A 22,730-nucleotide genomic window follows, 5' to 3' on the forward strand; every position below is an offset into this window, starting at 1 on the left:
TTAATTGGTCAACAATGACAGGTGTCCAAGGGGAGGGTTGACTTTTTATCTAATTAATTGTAGACTTAAAAAGAACCTTTGAAGGAGGATGTCATGAAAATTGTCTTACAAAAAGCAATTGATAAAATTGTACAAATTTACAATGTTTGGTCTGATTTTACTGATAATTTTATCAAAAACAGACCTCGCAAATTTTTAATCATTGTGTTTGGCACAATCTTTGCTGTTTCTGTTATGTTTCAAGGTGGTCTAGTTTCGGTTGGTGACTTAGTACAAACTGCGGTGGCTGCCGGTATATTGTCCTTGATATTATTTGTAATCATTGCTGGGCAGATAAGTCGCGATGTCGAGAGGAGTCGTGAGTGATCACCCTTCTCGAAAAAAATCCCTGTAACCTAATCTTTACGATCAAGGACAGGGATTTTTTAATTCCCGATTTTTTAATATTCTAAATTCTAATTAATGGGCGATGGGTCACATTTTTGCTATACTCGTAAACAATGAAAGATCCACAAGTACGAATTGCTGATATAGAAGCCAAGATGCTCGAACCGACTTTTTGGAACGACTCAAAAGCCGCGCAGGCCATGATTAAGGAACTGCAAGAGCTTAAGGATGCGGTGGAAGGCAAGGGTAAATACGACCGAAGTAACGCTGTTATGACCATAGTGGCTGGCGCGGGCGGAGATGATGCGGAAGACTTCGCGCGGATGTTGGTCGAGATGTACCGCGGGTATTGTACGAGTAAAGGATGGGAGATGGTGGTCTTAGATAGTAACACCAATGATCACAATGGCTACCGTAATATCACCATCGAAATACAAGGCAAAGAAGCTTACGGTACTTTGCGACACGAGTCTGGCGTGCATCGTCTGGTGCGTATCTCACCTTTTAATAGTAACGGTAAAAGACAAACTTCTTTTGTTTTGGTTGAAGTCTCACCACGGATTGATGATGTCAGTGCGGTGGAGCTTAAGGATGATGAGTTGGAGGTGAGTTTTGCCCGCGCCGGAGGCGCGGGCGGTCAAAACGTAAACAAGCGGGAAACTGCAGTTCGCATTGTGCATAAGCCGACCAATATCTCCGTTCATGTCTCTTCTGAGCGGTCACAACAGCAAAACCGTGAGCGTGGCCTGGCGCTACTGGCTGGTAAACTTTATGCGTTTTACGAAGCGCAGCGTGAGCGAGAGCTTCAAGGATTGTCGGTTGAGAAAACTCTCAAGATAGAGTGGGGTAGCCAGATCCGGTCTTATGTTTTACACCCGTATCAGTTGGTAAAAGACCATCGGACCGGCGTAGAGGTGCGTGATGTTGAAAAGGTTTTGTCGGGTGACATCAGTTCGTTTATAAGCGCTTCTCAGGGTAAAAATTAATATGGTATACTATCAGCTATGATTTACTTTGATAACGTTTTTAAGCTCTATGATGACGGACGTTCGACTGCTCTTCAAGAAATAACCTTTCAAGTTGCACCCAAGGAATTCGTTTCCATAGTAGGTCATTCAGGCGCGGGTAAAACCACGCTTCTCAAGATGATTATTGCTGAAGATCGTCCGAGTCAAGGTCAGGTTTTTTTTGAGTCCTTGGATATTCATAAAATTCCTCGCACCAAGCTCCCACACTATCGCCGCAAGATTGGCACAGTCTTCCAAGACTTTAAGCTCCTACCCAATAAGACCGCCTATGAGAACATTGCTTTTGCTATGGAGGCCAACGGGCGAACTGATGAAGAAATTGCGGAAAATGTACCGCAAGCATTGTCTCTCGTTGATCTTGATGACAAAGCTTTTAACTTCCCAAGCGAACTTTCCGGCGGCGAGAAGCAAAGAGTAGCTATCGCTCGAGCGATTGTTAATCAACCGGACATCATCGTAGCTGATGAGCCGACCGGTAACCTTGACCCAATAGCTACTTATGAGGTGGTACAGATCCTTCGCAAGATTAACGACCTTGGAACCACTGTCATTATGACTACTCACAATAAGGGTGTTATTGATGAGTTGGGACGACGAGTCATCACAATGGACGAAGGTCGGATTGTTCGTGATGACGCTAATGGTAAATACGTATTATAATTAATTTATGTTAACAGCTCTTCGCAGAATTACACGGGCAGGATTTGTAGGTTTTTGGCGCAGTGCCTATGTGTCTTTAGCCTCGATTTTTGTTATAACCATCACTTTGTTTGTGATTGGTTCAACTATGTTTATTAGTCAACTTTTAGATACTTCACTTAAAACAATCCAAGAAAAAGTTGATATTAATGTATATTTTGACGTAGCTGCTCCACAAGAAGAGGTTGATGCCATAAAGGCCGCCGTTGAAGCTTTGCCGGAAGTCTCCAGTGTTACCTACACTTCCCGTGAGGAAGCGTTGGCAAAATACCGCGAAAAGAACAAAAATAATGAGATTGCCCTGCAGGCACTGGCCGAACTAGACGAAAACCCACTAGAAGCAGATATTGCTATTCAAGCCAAGGAGACTTCACAGTACGAGAGTATCTCTCGCTTTATTGAAGAAAAACGAGCGGCTGAGTCGGTCCAGGCTCCGGTTATCAGTAAAGTTACATACAACGACAACAAAGATTCTATAGATACTTTGACTACTATTATTGATGCGGTAGAACGAGTTAGCTTTGCGATCATGGTGGTTTTGATTATTGCCGCTGTATTAATTACCTTTAACACAATTCGTCTGGCTATCTACACCGCGCGCGAGGAAATTTCTATTATGCGTTTAGTGGGAGCCTCCAACATGTTTATTCGTGGACCTTTCATGGTTCAGGGCTTTATGTATGGTTTGGTTGGTGGAGTCTTCGCTTTACTTATCTTGTATCCGATTACTGCTTGGCTTGGCCCGCGGACCGAAGAATTCTTTGACGGTTTCAATTTGTTAACTTATTTCATTAATAATTTCAGTGATATTTTCTTAACCTTGGTCGGTATTGGTATCGTACTTGGTTTATTCTCCAGTATTTTAGCAGTGGCTCGTTACCTAAGAGTTTAGTTAATCGTTATGTCTAAGACTAGAACCAGTAAAAAGCGCAAAGCGTCTAATGCTAAATATATTTTCGTAGTCGGTGGGGTAATGAGTGGGGTAGGTAAAGGTGTTACTTCCTCTTCTATTGCCAATCTTTTGCAGGCGCGCGGTTTGACGGTAACTGCGATGAAAATCGACCCTTATATAAACGTCGATGCTGGTACTATGAATCCTACCGAACACGGCGAGGTGTTTGTCCTCAAGGATGGTTTGGAGACTGACCAAGACATGGGTAATTACGAGCGCTTTTTAAACCAAGATTTACCGTCTATCAACTACATGACTACTGGAAGTGTGTATCTGTCTGTAATTGAAAAGGAGCGAAACCTTGGCTATGAGGGAAGGAACGTGCAGGTGGTGCCCGATATTCCGCTTGAGGTTATTTCAAGGATTAAAAAAGCTAGAGAGAAAGCTGGAGCCGATGTGGTGATAATAGAAGTGGGTGGCACAATCGGTGAGTACGAAAACATTCTTTTCTTGGAAGCGATTCGTATGATGCGAAGTGAGCAACCGGATGATGTGGCGGTGGTAATGGTGAGTTATTTGCCGGTACCGGGTAGTATTGGTGAGATGAAGACCAAGCCGACCCAGCACGCGGCCAGAACCTTAGGTAGTGCTGGGGTGTTTGCTGATATGATTATTGCTCGGAGCCCGGTCGATATAGACGAGAAGCGGAAAGTAAAGATAGCGACTTTCTGTGGAGTGAAAAAAGAGAATGTTATCTCTGCTCCTGATGTAAATAGTATTTACGATATCCCACTCAACTTCGAAGCTGATCATTTTTCAGAAAAATTATGCCGAATTCTAAAGTTACCACTCAAGAAATCAGCTGACCTTTCGGCTTGGAAACGTTTTGTAGCTAAGTCTAAAAAGGGTACCGATAAGGTCAAAATAGCAGTGATCGGTAAGTACTTCCAGTCAGGAGACTTTGTCTTATCTGACGTTTATTTGTCGGTCCTTGAGGCGATAAAATATTCAGCCTATGCTCAAGGTCTTATTCCTGAGATTACCTATCTATCGGCCGGGGACTTTGAAGATAAAAATAAGCTAAAACAACTTAAGAATTTTTCAGGAATTTTGGTCCCGGGCGGTTTTGGCTCGACCGGAATCGATGGTAAGTTAAAAGTGATTGAGTATGTACGTAAGAATAGGATACCGTACTTCGGTATTTGTTATGGTATGCAGTTGGCGGTCCTTGAGTATGCTAAAAATGTTCTAAGATTAGAAGATGCCAGTACGGCAGAGATCAACCCTAAGGCCAAACACTTGGTGGTAGATATTATGTCTGAACAGCGAGAAAATATTGCTACTGGTAATATGGGTGGTACTATGCGTCTGGGTGAGTATGAAGCGGTCATCAAGAAAGGTACTCATGCTTATAAAGCCTACAAGAGCTCAAGCGTAATAGAGCGCCATCGTCACCGCTACGAGATTAACGAGGAGCATATTGCTAAGCTCGAAGACAAGGGAATAATTTTCTCTGGCACTTCACCGGACTGTAGATTGATGGAGATTATGGAACTGCCAGCTAGTGCGCATCCTTTCTTTATGGGGGTACAGTTTCACCCTGAGTTGATCGCCCGACCACTGAGACCACACCCACTTTTCACGGCTTTTGTTAAAGCGGCTTACGAGGCTAAGTAGTTATTAATTATGGCAAGTTGGGCGGTCTATGCACTATTGGCGGCTTTCTTTGCTTCACTAGTAGCAATTTTTGGTAAGCTGGGCGTAAAGGATGTTGATAGTAACTTAGCGGTGGCAATTCGGACTGTCATTATTTTGTTTTTTGCTTGGGGGATTGTCTTGTTGCAGGGTAATGCGGGAGATATGTTCAAGATTTCCAAATACTCCATGACTTTTATTGTGCTCTCCGCTTTGGCGACTGGTGCTTCATGGATGTTCTACTATAAGGCCTTGCAACTCGGCGAGGTATCTAAGGTGGCACCGATTGATAAGTTTAGTATTGCGCTGACTATTCTTATGGCATTTATCATACTGGGTGAGAAGCCAACTTTTGGTACGGTACTCGGTGGGCTTTTGGTAACAGCCGGGGTGTTTGTCACAATTTATGTGAAGTAGACATAAAATCAATCAAAACAAAAAATAACAGAGGTGCGACCTTAAGGAGGAGCTTGTGACGGAAAAGGTTGTTCCTTGGTTATTGTTTTATACCTAATAAGTTGGTGATGAATTAAGATGATTTCTTTACTTCAAATTTGTCTTTAAATATGGTAGATTTATGACGCGCGGCCAAAGGCCGCGCGTCTACTAAAACAAAAATTGCCGGATCGTCTAATGGTAAGCAGAGCTTTCTTTCATCATTCGCTCGGACACAGAAGAGGTATTTTGTACAAATTTATATTCACCGCTGCCAGATCGTCTAATGGTAGGACTCCAGGTTTTGGTCCTGGCTATCTAGGTTCGAGTCCTAGTCTGGCAGCGGTGGATGGAAATACAAAATACCTCTTTTGTGTCTCTCGCTCATTCGAAAGTAGGTAAAACAATCTGGGAGATTGTTTTACGGGTTTTGCACCACAAGGGTATTTCTATTTTAATAGTCGTTTCACTCATTTAAAATAAGTCCACCACAAGGGTATTTCTATTTTCATGGTCGCTATCGCTTTCTGAAAATTAGGTCGTCCATGGTATTTAGGCTGAGACAGTCTGGGAGACTGTTGAAGAAGGTTGTCTAGTATTTTATGACAAAAAAAGGAAATAAAATACTGACAAACCAGTCTGTACTGATGCTGTAAGGATCGGGTCTTATTCAGACAGTCAATTAGTGATAGTATGAGATACTTTATGAGAAAAATTTTTGAAAAACTTAAAAATGCATACAACTCATTAGCTTCAAAATTGAAAAATAAGGGTGAAGATTCAAATTTCAGAGGTTCAGATCATCTGTTTAATTCAGGTGATATTTTTACAGCCAAAAATGATGAGCTAATGGATGCTTTAAGAGAGTTAGGGATAGGGCATGTTCCCAATGATATAGTCAGGCATCGACAAATAATTCGAGCGCTTACTATTGATAGCATTATCAATAGAAGGCATGTGGAGGCTCTCGAAAAGAAAAATACACAGCTGGCAGCCTTCAATATCATTCTTTCTATCGCGGTAATCCTTTTAACTGCTTGGGGACTTTTTATTTCACCACAAGCAAAGGTAGCCCAAAATGAAGTTGATAATTTTCAGCGTCAAGCACAGTCTTTTTGTGAAAATAATCCAAGAGGTTATTGGTCAATGTTGGGAGGGGGAGAAAAGGGTTGTGTTGAGATACTAGAAATGCTTGCTGAATAGCTCGCGATAGTGACCAAGTCCTAGTTTTTGTTTAATACTAGGGGTAAAATATATTGGTGATCGACGGGACTAGTCTAAGTTTAGAGAACAATTAATATTTCTGTAAAAGTGGCAATAATGCATGTTATGGTAAATAGTATAGAAATTAAAGACGTGAAATATTTTCTGGCTAATTTAATGGTAGTATTTATTGTGTTTATGGTACCTATAGCCTTTGCGTATGGGCTAAAAAAACAGGTGGATATATACGGGTTTTCTCCGATTGAAGAATCTGGTGATGTGTTAATAAAACATATTAAGGAACACTTTTGGGTATTTTCAATACTTAACATTGCTGAGGATTTTCCTTATTATAAAATTACGCCAAATGTAGACAGTGTTAGTCATGCTGTTGAGTATCTATCCTTAGACGGGGAAATTGTAGCGTATATCACATTTGATTCATTGAGTTGTTTGGTAAATGACACATATTCTGCAGAGGAGCTTTTTGGAATTGGTGATGATGTTGATTGGACAGATTGTGAATACGTAAAAAATTTTGGTTTCGCTCAAATAACCACTGATGAATATAAACCAAAGATAAATATCACCATAGGAGGTTTAGGGTTTATAATCATATTATTCGCTTTTTTTGTTACTTGGAATAGTTTAATACTGCTTGCTGTCGGTTCTTTAAAAGCGGTAAAGTCAATAGTTAATCGTGTGTTTGATTGGATTTTAACTACGAAATATTAACCATGAGATGTACCTTTTGTAGCAATACAATAGAAGTTGAGTTGTATACAGGTGATGTTGCTCATAAAAAATGTCAAACTAAAAATATGGTCACAGATAAATAGGGATAACTGGGGTCAGTATCCATTTCCAACCAACATCCTCCCAATTAACACAACCACCCATGCACCACCACATGAAACTACAACCAGACATGTTTAGATTCCATCTTTACCCCGCATGCTTGTCATCGGGGGAAACATTGTCATACTAAACAGTAATGAAAGGTAAACCACAACATATCAAAAAACCACACAACAAAACTCTGTTCATCTATCATCTGGTATGCCCAGTAAAATACAGAAGAGATGTATTTACACCACCAATATCAAAAACATTTAAAAACTTATGTTTGGAATTTGGTCCAGCTTACGAGATATACTTTCTTGAAATAGGAATAGACGAAGATCATGTACACTTTTTAATACAAACAATTCCAAACATACGTTTCTCTGATACGGTAAAGAAAATAAAAAGCATCACCTCCAATCATCTCTTTAAAATCCACCCTGAACTAAAAATAAAACTCTGGGGAGGAAAGTTCTGGACTGAAGGTTATTATGCAAATACAGTGGGTAATGCCAGTATGGATATTATTACCAATTACGTTAAAAACCAAGGTTATCCCGAATACCAACAGCTACACTCCGCACCAGTTCAGACTTCACTGTTTACTACCTAGTCCAACGCCGATACCCCGTATGCTTGTCATCGGGGTAGTTCATTAGTTTGTTCTGGAACCGAGAAAATTGAAATTCGTTTGCTTGATGAAAAGCGTCAGCAAATTTCCGTGGGTGACACTATCACTTTTACAAACGCAGATGAAAAGTCGGACACTGTTTTGGTAAGGGTGGTTGATTTGGTTAGATTCGATACCTTCAAAGATTTGTGTGAAGCTCATGACCCGATTCTCTATGGGTCTAAAAATACAGAAGAATACCATTTGATGTACAAATACTATTCTGAAGCAGAAGAACAAAAGTATGGTGTACTGGCAATACATTTGCAAATAATTTAATACGTGCCGCTAATAATTGTAATTTTGTTATACTAAAACCATGAACAAAGCCGAGAATTCTGGGGTAAGCACGCTCTGGTATGGGGGAATCAAGAGATTATCTTTGGTACTGAGACTAGTAACTGTCCGTGGCAATGATTGCTGTAAATATTTCTTTGAGGTTATAAAAAAACGGGCGCGGCCCGTTTTTCTAGTTACATAATATTAACATTAACTATACACGAATTGTAGTCAGTAATATCATGTGGTGATGATTTGGCTAATCCTTCGCCTGTTAATGGAAAAACCCATAAATTTTTGGTGCCGATCTTGTCAGCAATACTTATTAAATAAGCAATAGCCGGAATAGTGTCATTTACTGACCAGAAAGAACTGTCTTCACCTATCCTGTCAACGTGTTCTAAAAATTCGTTTAACGATAGAGCGATCGGTCTATGTCTTCTCTTAAGAGCCTGTTCCTTCTTTGCGTAATTGTGTATCCAAGAAGATAATTCACTTTTAACTAATCTAAGATGTCTACTGGTTGATTTTTTGAAAATACCTTCAACTATTTTTACTCTTACATAAGTTTCTAAGCCAGATAGTTTAGGATCAGAAAACATCTTTTCATACCACATAGCTTTATCAGACTGAGGGCTATGATAAATGCCGTGAGTATCAGTGAAATTATAAAATATAGTTTTTACTTCCAATCGAGGCACTCCCTCTTCACCTGGACACATGAACTCTGGACCCAGCAAAACCAAGTCAATAGTCGCTGTCATGTTTTTTCTCCTGTAAAAAAGTCTGCCCGTAGTCTATGCTTGTGGTGTCGTTTTGTCAAAAAGTGATAGATATTATATGCTAATAAAAATAATAACCTTTATGAACGAAATTGATTGGAATCAAAAATTGAAAGAAGCGCTTGATCGAACTGAGTTTATGGCGATCTCAACTATTTTTGAGGGTGAGACGTGGACGAATCCGGTGGCCTTTGCTTACGATGAGAAGATAAATCTATATTTCATTTCAAAGATGGCTAGCCGCCATAGTGAAAATATCCTCAAGAATCCAAAGGTGTCAGTGGCGGTCTACAAGACCGAACGTTTTGTATCCGGTGATGTCTTGGGGTTACAAATAAAAGGCGAGGCTAAACATCTAACAGATAAGGAAGAAATCAAAGCCGCTGCCGCTTACTATTTTGAACGAGGTCATGGTAATGATGAGTTTAGAAATAAAACAGCCGAAAGAGCTGGAGCTGAAGCTCCGTGGCAATTTTTTAAAGTAACGCCGATTGAAGTCTGGTGTTTTGATTCGAGAGAGTTTGGTAGTGAGAGAAAACTGACTCCGCTCGATATTATTGAATTGGGCTAAATGGTGTTTTTATAGGGTTATTAAAAAGCAACACCTACTTTTTAGTTTGTCTTAGTTTTAGATCTCCTTTTAACATACTTATATTCGCGCCAGGTGAGCCAGACGACAAATATATCAAAGACGGTGAGTAGGATAAGAAAAACTGAGTGGGTGTGAGTGTAGCGATAAATTTGGTAAAAGATAAAAGTGGTAAAGACGATCATGGCAGAAGGGAAAGCCCACAGCTGTTCGCGAAGCAAACCAACGGCCAAGAGGAGTTTTGTGACCCCGTGGCTAAGGAGATAGATTGCCGCAAAAAGTTGAAAATCAGCAGCCAGGGAAGGGGTATGGTTTAGAATAAAGTTGGCTAAAATATCACTAGGGTCTTCAATTAATTCTGATTGTATCAATTGCTTGATCAGGTCGGAGGTTGCTCCGTGGAATAAAAAAAGTATACCACCGATAATTTCCAGTATACCGTTTAGAGCTTTCAAAAAAACACTCCAGATGAATATCAGGTGAATGCGCTTTTCTTTCTCGACAGGATTTAGGTTAGACATGTGGTAAGTATACGATATGTCTTACGTTATGAACAATTGTTCGGTAAGTGATTTTTTGAGACAATTATAATTATGTCGAAAGGGGTATACGAACTAAAATCAAAGATACTGGTTTATCCAGGTATGTCGGGGTGGCGGTTTTTGGTTTTACCAAAAAAAGAAAGTGTAGAAATAAAAGAAAAGTTTGGAAAGCAAGCGAGGGGATGGGGTTCGCTGCCGGTATCAGTCACGGTAGGGAAAACGACCTGGGAAACCTCTATTTTTCCAGATCGTAAGTCAGGGACTTATATTTTGCCGCTTAAGGCAAAGATCAGAAAAGCGGAGGAGATATATGATGATGATACAGTGCGGTATGTGATGGAAATTAGTATTTAACTAAAATATAAAACTTGTAATCTTAATAAAGTAAAAAAGATATTTAGATAGAGGAAATAAGACTCCACAAAAAAACAGCAAGCGGCTTTTTCTTTATTTTAACAAAGCATCAGTACTATAAACTTGATATACTTTATCTATATGAAAACCCGACCAAAATTTATACCAAAACCAGGACAGGTAGATTTCACTAATATTAGGTGGGCGCCGGTTGTTAATTGTGTAGTTGAATATGAGGGTAGTTTTTTGCTGGTAAAAAGAAGTCAGGAGTTGAGACTTTATCCAAATTTTTGGAACGGCATTTCAGGATTTTTGGATGACGATCAGTGTCTGGAAGAAAAGGTAAGGAATGAAATAAAAGAAGAATTGGGACTGGATGAAAATGATGTTTTAGAAATAAGATTGGGTCAGATTTTTGATCAAGATGAGCCAAAATATAAAAAGACTTGGATAGTACATCCGGTTCATGTGAAGGTTAAGACAGATAAAATAACTTTGGATTGGGAGGCGGCAAACTACAAATGGCTTGAGTTTAGTGAAATTAAAGATCTAGATTTATTACCGGGATTTGATTTGGTACTGAAGTCGCTTTTTCCTGAGTCGTACTAAGATTATAGATGGCTTGTGGCTGTGTGCAGGTTGACATATTGTTACTAGTATGTTATTAGTTAGTGACACCGACGTGGTGTATTTTAAAGGAGGAAGTAGGATGTCTGCATTACGAGAAGCACTACAGCAAAAAGGTTTTTCGGCCAGTGACGCACAACTTCGTGAAATAGAGGAAGCTAAGGCGGTTGAAATTATGAAAGAGCAAGATGCTCAGCTTAAGGCCGGCAGATTTGAGGTTCAGAAAAAAGAAATTCTGGACAACTTAAATTCAACAAGTTCTATTAAAAAATTCCGTTCCTTAAGCCGTAAGTTATTGCTCATGAGTCCAGATTTGGTAGGAGACGTGGTTAAAATTGCTCACCAGAGAGGGGTCAAGAGACAGCCTAAGCAAGGCGGTACAGCTCTAATCGCACAATTGCTCGAGATACGAGAATTATTGCAAAAAAGGGATCTCACTGAAGCTGAGAAGACACGTATTGTTGATCGTACTCTCACAAAGAATTAATTGGAGGCTTACTGTGAATTACATAGGAGTAGCTCTCAAAATACCAATATGACCAAACGCCAACCGACAAAGTTGGCGTTTTTTATTTTTATAAAACAAAATCGAGATATAGCAATCTTTTATTGCTACGGGAGTGGGGTATCATAGAGGCATTAACGTCCAGTTTTAAAGTAAATACCGTATGTCAAAAAAGAAAAAACACAAAAAGAATAAGAACCTGTACTCACAGCCTGTTCAGGTTACCAACGAATCAGTTCAAGCTACTGCGTCTGATAATAATAGTGCCGAGCAAAAACTCCTAACGGCTGATGAGGGGTTTGATAAATTAGAGAACAAGCCGGTGGATTTGCTTGGTGGTAGCGGTTCTGTGGCAGAAGAAAATAAGACTGAATCAAGTACCGAGAACGAAACATCTACCATTGAGATGGAATTTAAGACTGAGGCAATAGCTAGTACTAATGAGGATAAAACCTCTGAACCAAAATCAGATTTGGTAGAGGTAATCAGTTCACCGACAGAATCAAAAATGGCAGATAATGAAACTGAGGATCAGACTACTAGTAACTTTGTGCCTTTTTGGATTGGTATTATTGTCGGCGCGATATTAATGTACCTATTTTTGTAGAATCACAGTGTTAGAGTGGTGTTTTTCTGCTATACAAAAACCGGAAGCTTTAGCTTCCGGTTTTTGTTTGTAAGTCTATCCAGACTTACTCTTTTTGAAACAATCAAGACATTTTAAGTTGCTGGTATCACGCGGATTGAAGGGGAGTGACGTGATAATAGCTCCGCAGCCGGCACATTCCCATTCACCTGAAAACCTAGGACGTTCACTGCTGGCTGGTACCATATCCGGAGCAAAGTCCTCGTGTGGAGGCGGTTCGGTAGCTACTTCTGCGTAATCTGGTATATCGTCATGCGGAGGCGGTTCTGAGATGTTGGGTGTTTCTGATATTTCTGGTGCTCGCTGGTCTTTGTCTTTACTTTTTTGTTTGGCGTAACAGGTGCGACAAGTCAGGCCTGATTCGCTTCTTGGTACAAACGGTAGTTCGGTTATTGGTCCACCGCAAGTACTACATTTCCAATTTCCTTGATGCATATTAATATAAATTATATAAAAATTATTAGTCGAGTATAACAAAATAGTTAAGACTCTGAAATGCAGATAAGAGGGTAATTTGTTATACTCGATTGATTAAAATAATTTTTAAGATATATGACCAAAGCGGAAATCTTTTTGAATAAAGTAAATGACAGGTTGTTCAAGTTGCATCGTAATTATGAACGGTTGTTTTGGGTGTCGTATATGGGTGATCATTCGGTTGATGAAAAGAAAAATAAAGCTTTAAATGAACTCGATGCTTTTCGCGGTAGTGAAAAACTTTTGGCTGAAGCGAAGCTTTTGCAAACTGAGATAAAAGATAAAAAACTTAAAGCCAGATTACAACATTGGGTAGACTACTTATCGCAACAACAACTAAGCAGCGAAGCTAAAGCTATAAAAGAAAAAGTTACTAAACTCGAAAGTCTAATAACCAAGAAACGTGCCGAGCGAGTGACTGGGTATATTGACCCAAAGACTAAAACATTTGTACCAGCTTCGGAGTTAAAGATGCGAATGATGATGCGGACCGACCAGGAAGAGAAGGTTAGAAAAGCTTGTTTTGCTGCGCTTGAGAAATTGCCGTTTGATTGTTTGGATGAATATGTTGAGATTGTAAAGTTGCGAAATGAGTTTGCTAGGACTCTCGGCTATAGTGACTTTTATGACTACAAGCTAAAAGCAGAAGATAAGATGACCAAGACAGAACTCTTTTTATTGTTTGATGATATTGCTGATAAGACCAAATCAGTCTTTGCTGACATACGAGACATGGAGAAGGAAATTAAAGGTTTGCGTAAACCGTGGAATTTTTCATACTTAATGGCCGGAGACTTTACCAAAGAAGAAGATCCTTATTTTCAGTTTGATGAGTCGCTTTTGCGGTGGGGGAGGTCTTTTGCAGCTTTGGGAATAGATTTTAAGGGAGGAAAACTACAGTTAGATTTGCTTGATCGAGAAGGGAAATGGAATAATGGATTTTGCCATTGGCCGGATTTGGTCCACTTTAAAGACGGAAAGAGAATATCTGGTTCGGCAAACTTTACTTGTAACGTAGTACCAGGGCAGGTTGGCTCAGGAGTGGCAGGATATAACACTCTGTTCCATGAAGGTGGTCATGCGGCACATTTACTAAACAGTGAACAACAGGATGTTTGTTTTAACCACGAGTATGCGCCAATGACAGCAGCTTGGGCGGAAACCCATAGTATGTTTATTGATAGATTATTTTCTAGTATAGAGTGGCGACAGCGGTATGCCAAAGATGTCAATGATAATGACTACCCGTTTGAATTATTTGTAAGAAAAGTCAAAAAGCTTGGTGTTTTAAAACCTACTAAGATTCTCTCGATAATATTTGTCGGTAATTTTGAGCGAGAAGTTTATGAATTAAAAAATCCATCCACTAAAAAAATAATAGAGATTGCCAAGAAAAATTATCGTAAGTATTACGACCATTCTGAGGACTCACTATGGGCTTTAAATATTCCTCATATTTACGCCTGGGATAGTGCTTGTGCTTACCATGGCTATGGTTTAGCGGAAATTGCTCTTAGTCAATGGCGAGAGTATTTCTATAAAAAATATGGCTACATAGTAGATAATCCCGAGGTTGGGAAAGAGATGAAAAAAGTTTGGCAACTTGGTTCAAGCAAGTCATTTACTGAATGTGTGAAATTGGCTACCGGTAAAAAACTCTCCAGCCAAGCTTTTATCAAGGCTGTTACTATGTCTCCTGAAAGAGAAATAGCCGAAGCGAAAAAACGACTAAGAAGAATGGAGTCAGTAAAACCGTACACGAAGCCGGTTGATCTAAAAGCGGAAATAAAAATGGTCCACGGTAAAAAAGTAATCGCCACCAATAAAGTGAGCTTTGAAGCCATGGCTAAAAAATATGGTGAGTGGGTGAAGGGAATGGCTAAGTCGGAAGGGTGAAAGTCATAAAAAAGTAAAGCAAAAAATCCCTGTGAGAGGGATTTTTTGCTTTACTGTCATTCTTAGCTATGTTAGTCTAGTTTGACAATGCAGAAAAAATATCTTGCTACTATAAATCTTTCCAAATTAGGCTTTCGCTATTTTCGGATAATGCTCGAGTCTAAGGCTTTTTCGCGTAAGTTTATTCAAGCGATGGTTGATCATCCAAATACTGGTTACATATTTGAAGGAAAAGGTTGGTCAGGAAAAAAGAAGGTCTTGGGACTTGGTATATGGGCGACGAGTAATAGTGAAATTGTTGATATTTCAAACCATATTAGAGCCATGATTCCAAAATCGTATAAAATTGCTTATCAATCAGAATTGACTAGGTTGGAATTTTTCACGGAAATTGAAGGTAAAAAAAGACAATTGGTACTTTTGGATGAACTGGACTATAAATTAAAGCTATCTCCTCATGAGCTCGATTATTTAAAACTCATTAGTATAGACCCAGCCTTGGAAGTTGATGTAATGGCTAGGCTTTTAAATGTGATACCGGAAAAGGTGACTGAGATAGAGAGTAAACTTAAACGTGAAAATGTTTATTATGGCTTGACCGAGAATAGGCAGTTACCTAAAGGCTATACAAAATTTTTTGTTGATACTACTTCACTTTCGATTGTGGAAGTGGATGAATATGCTGCGCTTTTAAAAAATGATAACAAGTGTGTGTACCTAGCACGCGGTAATGGAAAGTATAATTTTGAATTTGAGTATATAGTGACTGATAAAAAACAATTCAAGAAAAAATACGGAACTCTTCTGGAAATAAGTAAAAGTGTTCTTTTTCATAACAATATATATTCCAATTTGTTCCCACAGTCTAAATTTGTTAATACCAAGATTGTTCAGGAAGAATTCATTAAGTTAGCTAAGCAAAATAGTGAATATTTTGACCTTAGAAACTCAGAGTTATGGTACGTAAGTCATGATGGTGCACAATCGTATCTAGATATATATTCTGAGAGAGATTATGAGTCTGTAATGAAAACTGGTGAAGTAAGTCTATTTTCTGATTTGGCCAAGAATTTAATTAAGGATAATAAAAAGTTTAATATCATCGATCTTGGTAGCGGTGATGGTGTTAAAGGAAAGACTTTTATCGAGACTTTGGGTGAGGAAAAAGTAAAGTCATATTTTCCGGTTGATATACAGGAGTTGGAATTGTCACGAACAATGAAATCACATGAAGATGCTAAATACTCTATCCACCCAACGGTTTTGCGGTTTGAGAATCTGGCTTCTAGATTTCCGGTTGGGGCTAAAACTGATGAGATAAATATTTACGCTATATTTGGTGGTACCTATGGTAATTTTAAACGAGAAGATATAAATAGATATTTAAGTTCAATTATAAGAACAGATAAAGATAAATTAATTGTGGCAATTCCAATCAGAGGTAATTTATCTGAAAAAGATATATTAGCTACCTATCTAAACAAGACCACTGAACATGTTGCTTTTTCAGTTTTGAGACAAATTGGTTTTGATAAAAAAGATTTTGCTAAAAATATTGTTAACCAAGGTTATATACTGCAACAGAGATTTGAAGACGATTCTGTTGTCTTGTACTTTACTCTAGCTAAAGATGTTCGAATACTTGGTTTTACTATAGAAGCCGGAACTCGGTTTGATATTGTTACATCGTGGAAACCAACTTTGGCTGATTTTAAATCAGCTTTAGAAAAATCTTTTTCAGTTGATAAAATAGTTTCTAATAAAACATTTGCTTTAGCTGTCTGCTCGAAGAAATAAATTATTGTTTGCAAATTTAAAAGCCTCTTAATTTTATTAAGAGGCTTTTAAGAAAAAGGGAGGAACTCAATTCGGTCAAAATCAGCAGCGCGGTTTTTGTAAAAAACATGTGCGTTAAATTTTTCACCCTTGGCCATTTTTTCAAACCATTCACGGTCTGATTCGAGCATTTTGCCTAGAGGCAAATTGTCTATTTCGTACCAGTCTGGGATCATGTCAGCGGTTTCTACTGGGATACCGATAAAATGTTCGGTGCGGAATATGTGTACTTCAAAGTCGGGTGTATTAGCGTCAAAAAAAGTTATTACGCCTAACTTTTCAATTTTATCGACTTGTAGTTCTATATTTACTTCTTCCCAAACTTCTCTCAATAGACATTCTTCGATCGATTCGTCAGGTTCTACTTTGCCACCTGGTCCGTTTAGAGTATCGGTACCGATTTCACCTTTCTTCTTGTAACCAAGAAGAATCTTATTTCTTTTTACTATCAGAGCTAGGGTAACGATTTTCATAATATTCTCCATTAACTTGCCTCATTTGAGCATATAACTTTTTAAGATAATTGCAATGAGCTTTGTGTGGTAAGATGTTTTGGATTATGAAAAAAACAACTACGATTATTAACCTTGAACTGAAACATTATTGTGCTGATTTTTCAAAAATTAGGAAAGTTTTGTTGGAGTTGGGTGCGGTAAAAGATAGAGTAGTTAAACAAAAAGATTACTATTTTGTGTTACCGGAAGAAAAGAGTAAAAATAGAGCTCGCTTAAAGTTACGGGTCGAAGGAGGGGTTATGTATTTGGTGTACTATGAGCGACCAGACTTTATTTTTGGAAAAGATACAACTTCAGATGGAGGATATTTGGTGGTTGAAAAAGAAATGTTGAATTTTCTTAAACGTTCTCTTGGAGTGATAGCGGTGATAGAGAAAAAACGAGAAGTTTGGAAAAAGAAGAATACAGTGTTCCACTTGGATGAGGTAAAAGATGTGGGTGGCATATTTGAAATTGAGTTACAAAAAAGAGGAAAGATTAATGAAAAAGACCGTAAAGAATTTTCAATTTACCAAAACAAAGTCCTGCCTTACCTTGGTCCTGTGGTTAACGGTTCTAATATTGATTTAGTTAAGAAAACTCAAAATAAATAATTTGTTATAATTTACGTATGAAAACTATTTTAGTTGATGCTATATATTGTTTTGTTTCTGATGAGGGAGAAGTGTTCAAAGAAATGTACGACCTCTTGGAGACTTATCCAAACCCAAAGATTCTTTTAACCGGAGCTGACGATGAACAGTTTAAAAAATGGAATCTGGCCAATATGCCGTATGAAGTTTTTACCCTGAAGCATCAGCCGGAAAAAACTGACCCAGAATATTATCGTACGTTACTGAACAAATTTGGACTCACACCTTCAGAGGTAATTTATTTTGAGCATAATCCCGAAGCGGTAAAGAGTGCTGAATCGGTCGGTATTACTTCACGTGTTTATGACGATAATACAAAAGATCTGGTAGCCTTGAAAGAGTTTTTGGATTATAGCTTATAATGTGGCGTAAGTGCAGAAGGGGAGGTAAATAAATTTAAATAAGATAAATGAAAATAATAAAATTACTGTTTGACAGAGAACATTGGGTGGAGATCGCAGCGATAGTGGTGGTAGGTTTGGCTAGTTTACTTTTTTCTCTGGAGATCATATCAATACCAATTTTGGTAGCGGCTATTTTGCTCGGTGCTTACCCAATTGCTAAGGAAGCTCTTCTAGACCTGTTTACTAAGAAAAAAATTGGCACCGAGTTATTTATTACGGTAGCGGTGGCGGTCGCTCTCTTGGGTGGGGAGTATCTGGCTGGGGCTGTGGTCTTGATGATTATTTTGATCGCTGAATACATTGCTAGTGTTTCGGGAGAAAGAGCTAGGGCGTCAATCCGTGACTTAATTGGTACAGTACCAAAAACCGCTATTATTAAATGTGGTGACAAACAACTGACAGTTGACTTAGCTTCGATAAAAATTGACGACATAGTTTTGGTAAGGGCTGGCGATAAGATACCGGTTGATGGGGTGGTGGTGGCTGGTAACGGGTTTGCTAATCAAGCACCGATTACCGGTGAGAGTTTACCGCAGGGTAAGATGGTTGGTAGCGATGTTTATGCTGGTACCATATTGGAGTCTGGCGCTCTTGATATCAGAGTCACTAAGCTAACGGAAGACACGGTTTTCTCGAGAATCATTGCTCTGGTTGAGGAGGCGGAAAGTCGGGAGCCGTTGATTCAGAAGTTTACTGATCGGGTAGCGACTTGGTTGATTCCAATCGCCTTTGTATTTGTGGCGGTGGTCTATTATTACACTCAAGATATAAAGTTGATTATCGCGCTGTTGATCTTTACTTCTCCGGCTGAGCTTGGACTAGCTACACCTTTGGTGACTATATCGGCGGTGGCCAGAGCGGCGCGCGAGGGTATATTAGTAAAAGGTGGCTTGTATCTTGAAGCTTTGGCTCGGGCTGACACTTTCGTATTTGATAAAACTGGTACTTTGACACTGGGGGACTTGAAGGTAGATAAGATTCGGGTGTTTGACCGAAATTTTGATGAAAGGGAGGTATTGTCTATTGCTGCAGCGGCCGATAGTCGGTCTGGTCATCCTTTGGCCAAGACTATTGTTGAGTACGCTAAGGAGATAAATGTTTCGCATATTGCACCGACTGAGTTCGCGGTTTTGGATGGTCGAGGCGTAAAAGCAACTGTTGGCGGTAAACAGGTTTTGGTTGGAAATGTGACTTTAATGCATGAGAATTCTGTAGATCTGCCGAGTGACGTTAAAATTACTGATGACACGACTGTCTACGTGGCAATGGAGGGTAAATTGGTCGGGGCTATTTTAATTAGTAGTATTGTCAGGCCGGGAGCAAGAGCGGCTATCCAATCATTAAAAGCTGGCGGGGTGAAAAAAGTGATGATGCTAACCGGAGACAATGAGGAAGCGGCTAAGAAGATAGCCTCTCAACTAGCGATTGATGAGGTAAGAGCTGATTTATTACCGGAAGATAAAATTAAGATCGTAGACCAATTGCAGTCCGAAGGTCGGCTGGTAGCGATGGTGGGTGACGGTGTCAATGACGCACCGGCGCTAGCGGCTGCTAGTGTGGGGGTGGCTATGGGTTCAGTCGGGACCGGGTCAGCGATGGAGGCCGCCGATATAGTCTTAGTAAATGATGATCTGGAGAAACTGGCTCACGCTCGAGCAATCAGTAGCCGGGCTTATAAAACAATTCGAGAAAACATTTTTGTTGGAGTTGGAGTGGTGCATGTGGTGGGAATTATTCTGGTTTTAACTCATGTGATCGGTCCGATTCAGGCGGCAATTATTCACTTGGTGCCTGATACTTTAGTGTTTTTGAATTCTATTAAGTTACTGAAAGTTAAAATTTACTAAACCAGATTTATTTTTGAAAGAAATCTAGTTTCAAAATTAGCTTTATTTAATTTGTGCTATACTCGGTGTATGTTAAAAGAATTTGTAGTTAGATGTCGAGCCGTAATACTGCACGAAGGTAAGTTGTTGGTGGTGAGGCATGTTCATGATACATCGTACGTATGTTTGCCTGGTGGACACTTGGAGTTTGGAGAGGATGTTATATCCTGTCTGAAGCGAGAAATTGTCGAAGAATTGGGGATTGAGCCTGAGGTTGGACAATTGCTTTATGTAAATACTTTTACGGTTGGTGATATTAAACAACCGGTAGAATTTTTCTTTGCGGTTAAAAACTCAGCTGATTATCTGAAGATTGGTGAAAACGAAAGAACTCATGCTCATGAGTTAGAAGATTTTGAGTGGATTGCGCCGACTGATGGGGTTAGACTGTTGCCGGAAAAATTTGCTGAGGATTTTCGGGCTGGTCGCATAGACTTAGACAAGACTAAATTTTTGATGGGTTAAGATCTATGAATGAAGGACAGAAAATTAGATGGTACGCTTTTGACTTTGATGGTGTGATTGCCGAATATGAAGGTTTTAAAGGGAAGAATCATTTCGGTAAACCAAACAAAGTAATAGTTGAAACTATAAGAAGGTTAAAAGAAATGGGTCACAAGATCATTGTCTATTCTACACGAGGAGAAGAATTTCTTAAGAAATACTGTAGTGATAATAATATACCAGCAGATTATTTTAATAAAAACCCTGAGTTAGAAGGAGATAATCCAGGCAAACCCATAGCTTACGTTTATGTTGATGACAGAGCTGTTTGTTATAAAGGACAGGAAAGTGAACGGTTGCTAGAAGAAATTTTAAGTTTTAAAGCTTATTGGGAAAAATAAAACTTGACAACTCTGGTATGATTAAAGCATGGAGCACGTACATCATAGCGGGCATGGACATGGTTCTGGAACGGGTCATGGTTCTGCCGAGATTTTTTTGAAACGATTTTGGGTCGTAACTTTTTTGTTGATTCCACTGGTGTTCGCTAACCAGATGGTAATGCAGGCAGTAGGGCTTCAGGCTCATACTCTAAGTAAGTGGTTTGGTTTTTTTATTGCGACGGTGATATTTGGCTTTGCCTTAGTTTTTTTTGAACACGCTTGGCACGAGATAAAGGCTAAGCAGTACGGCATGATGACGTTGGTGTCGCTGGCGGTGGGAGCTGGGTATTTATTTTCGGTAGTGGCGACTTTTGTGTCAACACTTGAGGCTGATTTTTATTTAGAAATATCAACGCTTATTTGGGTGCTGATGTTTGGTCACTACCTGGAAGCCAGGTCGGGAGCGGCGGCGGGTAATGCTTTGTCAGAAGTAGCGAAGCTTCTGCCTAAAAAGGCGCATCGTTTGATTGGTGATAGAGAGGAGGAGATTGAGATAAGTGAGCTCAAGGTTGATGATTTGGTCCTGGTAAAACCGGGTGAAAAAATTCCAGCTGACGGTGTGGTTTCGTTGGGTGTAGCAAATGTTAACGAAGCTCTAATTAGTGGTGAGTCAAAGCCGTTGTCAAAAAAGGCTGGAGACGAAGTGGTGGCTGGGTCTATTTGTCTTGATGGTTCTTTAACTATCCGTCTAACTAGGGTCGGTGAACATTCAACTATCGGTCAGATTAAAAATTTGATCGCTAAGGCAGAAATGACTAAGCCTAAGTCACAACGGCTGGCCGACAAAGCGGCGGCAATTTTGACCGCGGTGGCGGCTATTACTGCACTTTTGACTGTTTTGGTGTGGTCGCTAATTTTAGGTGAGACTTTTGTTTTCTCAATTACACTCGCTATTACAGTTTTGGTGATTGCGTGTCCACATGCGCTTGGGTTGGCGATACCAACAGTCACTACCATAACCACCTCAATTGCAATTAAAAGCGGCTTTTTTATCAAAAATCTAGCCAAGCTAGAAGTACTGAAAAAGGTCAACTATGTTGTGTTTGATAAGACGGGTACTCTAACGACTGGAGAATTTGGTGTAAATGAAGTGGTGGCGGTTGGTGACGAAGTTGAAGCTAATGTATTAGCAGTAGCGGCATCGTTAGAACAACATTCATCGCATATTATCGGTCAGTCAATAGTAGCAGATGCAAAAAATAAGAACTTGCAGCTTCATCAAATTTTGAATTTCAAAAATATCGCCGGTAAGGGTGTACAAGCTGAGATAGATGAGGAGATATACGTGGTCGGTAACGTGGCTATGATGGAATCTTTTGGCGTCGAAATTGAAACTGTGAAAGAAAAATATATAGAATTATCGAGCAAAGGTAAGACGGTGGTGTTTGTGGCTAAACAAAAAAAGATAATCGGTCTTATCGTCTTGTCTGACGCTATTAAAAAAGAAGCTTTTCTGGCGGTTGAACGTTTACACGGTTTGGGTGTGAAGGTGGCTATGTTGACTGGCGATAATCAAGCGGTAGCCAAAGCCGTAGCTGAAGAGTTAAAAATTGATACGTACTTCGCCGAAGTTTTGCCGGAAGATAAATACCAGCATATTAAGTCTCTGCAAGAAAGAGGTGGAGTAGTGGTGATGGTGGGTGATGGTGTAAACGACGCTCCGGCTTTGACTCAGTCTGATGTCGGAGTGGCAATCGGCGCTGGGACAGATGTGGCGGTGGAGGCTGGAGATGTGGTGTTGACCCGCAACAATCCGGAGGATGTGGCTCGACTCATAATCTTGGCCAAAAAAGTTTATGTAAAAATGGTACAGAATTTAGTGTGGGCACTTGGTTACAATATCATTGCTATTCCAGCGGCGGCTGGTGTGTTCGCTAGTCAATTTTTCTTTGGCGGTTTTCTTTTAAGACCGGAAATCGGTGCTTTAATAATGAGTCTCTCGACAGTAATAGTTGTAGCTAATGCTCTATTGTTGAAGCGAGTCAATCTTAAGTAGTGGCACCAAGAGCAGAGGGTTGGTA

The 22,730-nt window shown here is 39.6% G+C and carries 27 protein-coding genes and 1 tRNA gene; 24 read left to right on the forward strand and 4 right to left on the reverse strand.

Annotation, left to right across the window (positions count from 1 at the left end; all coding sequences use genetic code 11):
* The first annotated feature begins 93 nt into the window (after nt 1-93).
* From H6779_04155 to H6779_04205, 11 genes are all read left to right on the forward strand, one after another.
* On the forward strand, nt 94-366 hold the full coding sequence (locus tag H6779_04155) for a hypothetical protein (GenBank protein ID USN87573.1): 273 nt from the start codon (nt 94-96) through the stop codon (nt 364-366).
* Nucleotides 367-500: 134 nt separating this feature from the next.
* Entirely contained in the window at nt 501-1,373 is an 873-nt protein-coding gene (locus H6779_04160; protein USN87574.1) for a PCRF domain-containing protein, read from the forward strand.
* A gap of 18 nt (nt 1,374-1,391) precedes the next feature.
* Complete coding sequence (gene ftsE / locus H6779_04165; protein ID USN87575.1) at nt 1,392-2,075, forward strand: cell division ATP-binding protein FtsE; 684 nt, start codon at nt 1,392-1,394, stop codon at nt 2,073-2,075.
* Between the two features lie 7 nt (nt 2,076-2,082).
* Nucleotides 2,083-3,006, forward strand: coding sequence for an ABC transporter permease (locus tag H6779_04170; GenBank protein USN87576.1), 924 nt, complete (start codon nt 2,083-2,085; stop codon nt 3,004-3,006).
* Nucleotides 3,007-3,015: 9 nt separating this feature from the next.
* Nucleotides 3,016-4,683 carry a CTP synthase gene (locus H6779_04175; protein USN87577.1) on the forward strand — a complete coding sequence of 556 codons (1,668 nt, stop codon included), beginning with the start codon at nt 3,016-3,018 and terminating at the stop codon, nt 4,681-4,683.
* A 9-nt stretch (nt 4,684-4,692) separates the two neighbouring features.
* Nucleotides 4,693-5,118 carry an EamA family transporter gene (locus H6779_04180; protein ID USN87578.1) on the forward strand — a complete coding sequence of 142 codons (426 nt, stop codon included), beginning with the start codon at nt 4,693-4,695 and terminating at the stop codon, nt 5,116-5,118.
* Nucleotides 5,119-5,408: 290 nt separating this feature from the next.
* Nucleotides 5,409-5,479 (forward strand) — tRNA-Gln (locus H6779_04185).
* 362 nt (nt 5,480-5,841) lie between these two features.
* Nucleotides 5,842-6,339, forward strand: coding sequence for a hypothetical protein (locus tag H6779_04190; protein USN87579.1), 498 nt, complete (start codon nt 5,842-5,844; stop codon nt 6,337-6,339).
* Nucleotides 6,340-6,465: 126 nt separating this feature from the next.
* Nucleotides 6,466-7,074 carry a hypothetical protein gene (locus H6779_04195; protein ID USN87580.1) on the forward strand — a complete coding sequence of 203 codons (609 nt, stop codon included), beginning with the start codon at nt 6,466-6,468 and terminating at the stop codon, nt 7,072-7,074.
* Nucleotides 7,075-7,333: 259 nt separating this feature from the next.
* Complete coding sequence (gene tnpA / locus H6779_04200) at nt 7,334-7,795, forward strand: IS200/IS605 family transposase (GenBank protein USN87581.1); 462 nt, start codon at nt 7,334-7,336, stop codon at nt 7,793-7,795.
* Between the two features lie 78 nt (nt 7,796-7,873).
* Nucleotides 7,874-8,131, forward strand: a complete 258-nt coding sequence (locus tag H6779_04205; protein USN87582.1) for a hypothetical protein — start codon at nt 7,874-7,876, stop codon at nt 8,129-8,131.
* Between the two features lie 194 nt (nt 8,132-8,325).
* Here the strand turns inward: H6779_04205 and H6779_04210 are convergent, their stop codons facing one another.
* Nucleotides 8,326-8,895 (reverse strand): hypothetical protein, encoded by a 570-nt coding sequence (locus H6779_04210; GenBank protein ID USN87583.1) that lies wholly within the window; start codon nt 8,893-8,895, stop codon nt 8,326-8,328.
* Between the two features lie 100 nt (nt 8,896-8,995).
* On the opposite strand from H6779_04210, the gene H6779_04215 reads away from it, so the two are divergent.
* Nucleotides 8,996-9,484 carry a pyridoxamine 5'-phosphate oxidase family protein gene (locus H6779_04215; protein ID USN87584.1) on the forward strand — a complete coding sequence of 163 codons (489 nt, stop codon included), beginning with the start codon at nt 8,996-8,998 and terminating at the stop codon, nt 9,482-9,484.
* Nucleotides 9,485-9,525: 41 nt separating this feature from the next.
* On the opposite strand, the gene H6779_04220 is transcribed toward H6779_04215, so the two are convergent.
* A complete protein-coding gene (locus tag H6779_04220) occupies nt 9,526-10,023 on the reverse strand; it encodes a DUF2127 domain-containing protein (protein ID USN87585.1) in 498 nt (165 codons plus the stop codon).
* A 72-nt stretch (nt 10,024-10,095) separates the two neighbouring features.
* On the opposite strand from H6779_04220, the gene H6779_04225 reads away from it, so the two are divergent.
* The 4 genes from H6779_04225 (at nt 10,096) to H6779_04240 (ending at nt 12,137) form a co-directional block, all read left to right on the forward strand.
* Nucleotides 10,096-10,398: a DUF1905 domain-containing protein gene (locus H6779_04225; protein ID USN87586.1), complete on the forward strand. Its 303-nt coding sequence runs from the start codon at nt 10,096-10,098 to the stop codon at nt 10,396-10,398.
* Between the two features lie 141 nt (nt 10,399-10,539).
* Nucleotides 10,540-11,007 carry an NUDIX domain-containing protein gene (locus tag H6779_04230; protein ID USN87587.1) on the forward strand — a complete coding sequence of 156 codons (468 nt, stop codon included), beginning with the start codon at nt 10,540-10,542 and terminating at the stop codon, nt 11,005-11,007.
* Between the two features lie 49 nt (nt 11,008-11,056).
* The gene (locus H6779_04235; GenBank protein ID USN87588.1) at nt 11,057-11,512 is read left to right on the forward strand and encodes a hypothetical protein; all 456 of its coding nucleotides are present in this window, start codon (nt 11,057-11,059) and stop codon (nt 11,510-11,512) included.
* Nucleotides 11,513-11,693: 181 nt separating this feature from the next.
* Nucleotides 11,694-12,137 (forward strand): hypothetical protein, encoded by a 444-nt coding sequence (locus H6779_04240; GenBank protein USN87589.1) that lies wholly within the window; start codon nt 11,694-11,696, stop codon nt 12,135-12,137.
* Between the two features lie 75 nt (nt 12,138-12,212).
* Here H6779_04240 and H6779_04245 read toward each other — a convergent pair whose 3' ends face one another.
* Nucleotides 12,213-12,611, reverse strand: a complete 399-nt coding sequence (locus H6779_04245; GenBank protein USN87590.1) for a hypothetical protein — start codon at nt 12,609-12,611, stop codon at nt 12,213-12,215.
* A gap of 117 nt (nt 12,612-12,728) precedes the next feature.
* Between H6779_04245 and H6779_04250 the strand changes: the two genes are divergently transcribed.
* Both H6779_04250 and H6779_04255 read left to right on the forward strand, forming a co-directional pair.
* Nucleotides 12,729-14,549: a M2 family metallopeptidase gene (locus tag H6779_04250; GenBank protein USN87591.1), complete on the forward strand. Its 1,821-nt coding sequence runs from the start codon at nt 12,729-12,731 to the stop codon at nt 14,547-14,549.
* An 87-nt stretch (nt 14,550-14,636) separates the two neighbouring features.
* Nucleotides 14,637-16,346, forward strand: coding sequence for an L-histidine N(alpha)-methyltransferase (locus H6779_04255; GenBank protein ID USN87592.1), 1,710 nt, complete (start codon nt 14,637-14,639; stop codon nt 16,344-16,346).
* Nucleotides 16,347-16,393: 47 nt separating this feature from the next.
* On the opposite strand, the gene H6779_04260 is transcribed toward H6779_04255, so the two are convergent.
* Nucleotides 16,394-16,858 carry an 8-oxo-dGTP diphosphatase gene (locus H6779_04260; GenBank protein USN87593.1) on the reverse strand — a complete coding sequence of 155 codons (465 nt, stop codon included), beginning with the start codon at nt 16,856-16,858 and terminating at the stop codon, nt 16,394-16,396.
* 86 nt (nt 16,859-16,944) lie between these two features.
* On the opposite strand from H6779_04260, the gene H6779_04265 reads away from it, so the two are divergent.
* From H6779_04265 to H6779_04290, 6 genes are all read left to right on the forward strand, one after another.
* Nucleotides 16,945-17,493, forward strand: coding sequence for a CYTH domain-containing protein (locus H6779_04265; protein ID USN87594.1), 549 nt, complete (start codon nt 16,945-16,947; stop codon nt 17,491-17,493).
* Between the two features lie 17 nt (nt 17,494-17,510).
* Nucleotides 17,511-17,894 (forward strand): HAD-IA family hydrolase, encoded by a 384-nt coding sequence (locus H6779_04270; protein ID USN87595.1) that lies wholly within the window; start codon nt 17,511-17,513, stop codon nt 17,892-17,894.
* A 47-nt stretch (nt 17,895-17,941) separates the two neighbouring features.
* Nucleotides 17,942-19,783, forward strand: coding sequence for a cadmium-translocating P-type ATPase (cadA, locus tag H6779_04275; GenBank protein USN87596.1), 1,842 nt, complete (start codon nt 17,942-17,944; stop codon nt 19,781-19,783).
* A 69-nt stretch (nt 19,784-19,852) separates the two neighbouring features.
* Entirely contained in the window at nt 19,853-20,287 is a 435-nt protein-coding gene (locus H6779_04280) for an NUDIX domain-containing protein (GenBank protein USN87597.1), read from the forward strand.
* Nucleotides 20,288-20,292: 5 nt separating this feature from the next.
* Nucleotides 20,293-20,667, forward strand: coding sequence for an HAD family hydrolase (locus tag H6779_04285; protein USN87598.1), 375 nt, complete (start codon nt 20,293-20,295; stop codon nt 20,665-20,667).
* A gap of 28 nt (nt 20,668-20,695) precedes the next feature.
* Nucleotides 20,696-22,705 carry a heavy metal translocating P-type ATPase gene (locus H6779_04290; protein USN87599.1) on the forward strand — a complete coding sequence of 670 codons (2,010 nt, stop codon included), beginning with the start codon at nt 20,696-20,698 and terminating at the stop codon, nt 22,703-22,705.
* Nucleotides 22,706-22,730 lie beyond the last annotated feature (25 nt).

The organism is Candidatus Nomurabacteria bacterium, assembly GCA_023898525.1.
Lineage (GTDB): Bacteria > Patescibacteriota > Minisyncoccia > Phycocordibacterales > UBA918 > OLB19.

What these genes read in the sequence shown, in the direction of transcription:
- H6779_04155 (USN87573.1), top strand. Translation starts at nt 94, where the DNA reads ATGAAAATTGTCTTACAAAAAGCAATTGATAAAATTGTACAAATTTAC.
- H6779_04160 (USN87574.1), top strand. Translation starts at nt 501, where the DNA reads ATGAAAGATCCACAAGTACGAATTGCTGATATAGAAGCCAAGATGCTC.
- ftsE (USN87575.1), top strand. Translation starts at nt 1,392, where the DNA reads ATGATTTACTTTGATAACGTTTTTAAGCTCTATGATGACGGACGTTCG.
- H6779_04170 (USN87576.1), top strand. Translation starts at nt 2,083, where the DNA reads ATGTTAACAGCTCTTCGCAGAATTACACGGGCAGGATTTGTAGGTTTT.
- H6779_04175 (USN87577.1), top strand. Translation starts at nt 3,016, where the DNA reads ATGTCTAAGACTAGAACCAGTAAAAAGCGCAAAGCGTCTAATGCTAAA.
- H6779_04180 (USN87578.1), top strand. Translation starts at nt 4,693, where the DNA reads ATGGCAAGTTGGGCGGTCTATGCACTATTGGCGGCTTTCTTTGCTTCA.
- H6779_04190 (USN87579.1), top strand. Translation starts at nt 5,842, where the DNA reads ATGAGAAAAATTTTTGAAAAACTTAAAAATGCATACAACTCATTAGCT.
- H6779_04195 (USN87580.1), top strand. Translation starts at nt 6,466, where the DNA reads ATGGTAAATAGTATAGAAATTAAAGACGTGAAATATTTTCTGGCTAAT.
- tnpA (USN87581.1), top strand. Translation starts at nt 7,334, where the DNA reads ATGAAAGGTAAACCACAACATATCAAAAAACCACACAACAAAACTCTG.
- H6779_04210 (USN87583.1), bottom strand. Translation starts at nt 8,895, where the DNA reads ATGACAGCGACTATTGACTTGGTTTTGCTGGGTCCAGAGTTCATGTGT.
- H6779_04215 (USN87584.1), top strand. Translation starts at nt 8,996, where the DNA reads ATGAACGAAATTGATTGGAATCAAAAATTGAAAGAAGCGCTTGATCGA.
- H6779_04220 (USN87585.1), bottom strand. Translation starts at nt 10,023, where the DNA reads ATGTCTAACCTAAATCCTGTCGAGAAAGAAAAGCGCATTCACCTGATA.
- H6779_04225 (USN87586.1), top strand. Translation starts at nt 10,096, where the DNA reads ATGTCGAAAGGGGTATACGAACTAAAATCAAAGATACTGGTTTATCCA.
- H6779_04230 (USN87587.1), top strand. Translation starts at nt 10,540, where the DNA reads ATGAAAACCCGACCAAAATTTATACCAAAACCAGGACAGGTAGATTTC.
- H6779_04235 (USN87588.1), top strand. Translation starts at nt 11,057, where the DNA reads ATGTTATTAGTTAGTGACACCGACGTGGTGTATTTTAAAGGAGGAAGT.
- H6779_04240 (USN87589.1), top strand. Translation starts at nt 11,694, where the DNA reads ATGTCAAAAAAGAAAAAACACAAAAAGAATAAGAACCTGTACTCACAG.
- H6779_04245 (USN87590.1), bottom strand. Translation starts at nt 12,611, where the DNA reads ATGCATCAAGGAAATTGGAAATGTAGTACTTGCGGTGGACCAATAACC.
- H6779_04250 (USN87591.1), top strand. Translation starts at nt 12,729, where the DNA reads ATGACCAAAGCGGAAATCTTTTTGAATAAAGTAAATGACAGGTTGTTC.
- H6779_04255 (USN87592.1), top strand. Translation starts at nt 14,637, where the DNA reads ATGCAGAAAAAATATCTTGCTACTATAAATCTTTCCAAATTAGGCTTT.
- H6779_04260 (USN87593.1), bottom strand. Translation starts at nt 16,858, where the DNA reads ATGAAAATCGTTACCCTAGCTCTGATAGTAAAAAGAAATAAGATTCTT.
- H6779_04265 (USN87594.1), top strand. Translation starts at nt 16,945, where the DNA reads ATGAAAAAAACAACTACGATTATTAACCTTGAACTGAAACATTATTGT.
- H6779_04270 (USN87595.1), top strand. Translation starts at nt 17,511, where the DNA reads ATGAAAACTATTTTAGTTGATGCTATATATTGTTTTGTTTCTGATGAG.
- cadA (USN87596.1), top strand. Translation starts at nt 17,942, where the DNA reads ATGAAAATAATAAAATTACTGTTTGACAGAGAACATTGGGTGGAGATC.
- H6779_04280 (USN87597.1), top strand. Translation starts at nt 19,853, where the DNA reads ATGTTAAAAGAATTTGTAGTTAGATGTCGAGCCGTAATACTGCACGAA.
- H6779_04285 (USN87598.1), top strand. Translation starts at nt 20,293, where the DNA reads ATGAATGAAGGACAGAAAATTAGATGGTACGCTTTTGACTTTGATGGT.
- H6779_04290 (USN87599.1), top strand. Translation starts at nt 20,696, where the DNA reads ATGGAGCACGTACATCATAGCGGGCATGGACATGGTTCTGGAACGGGT.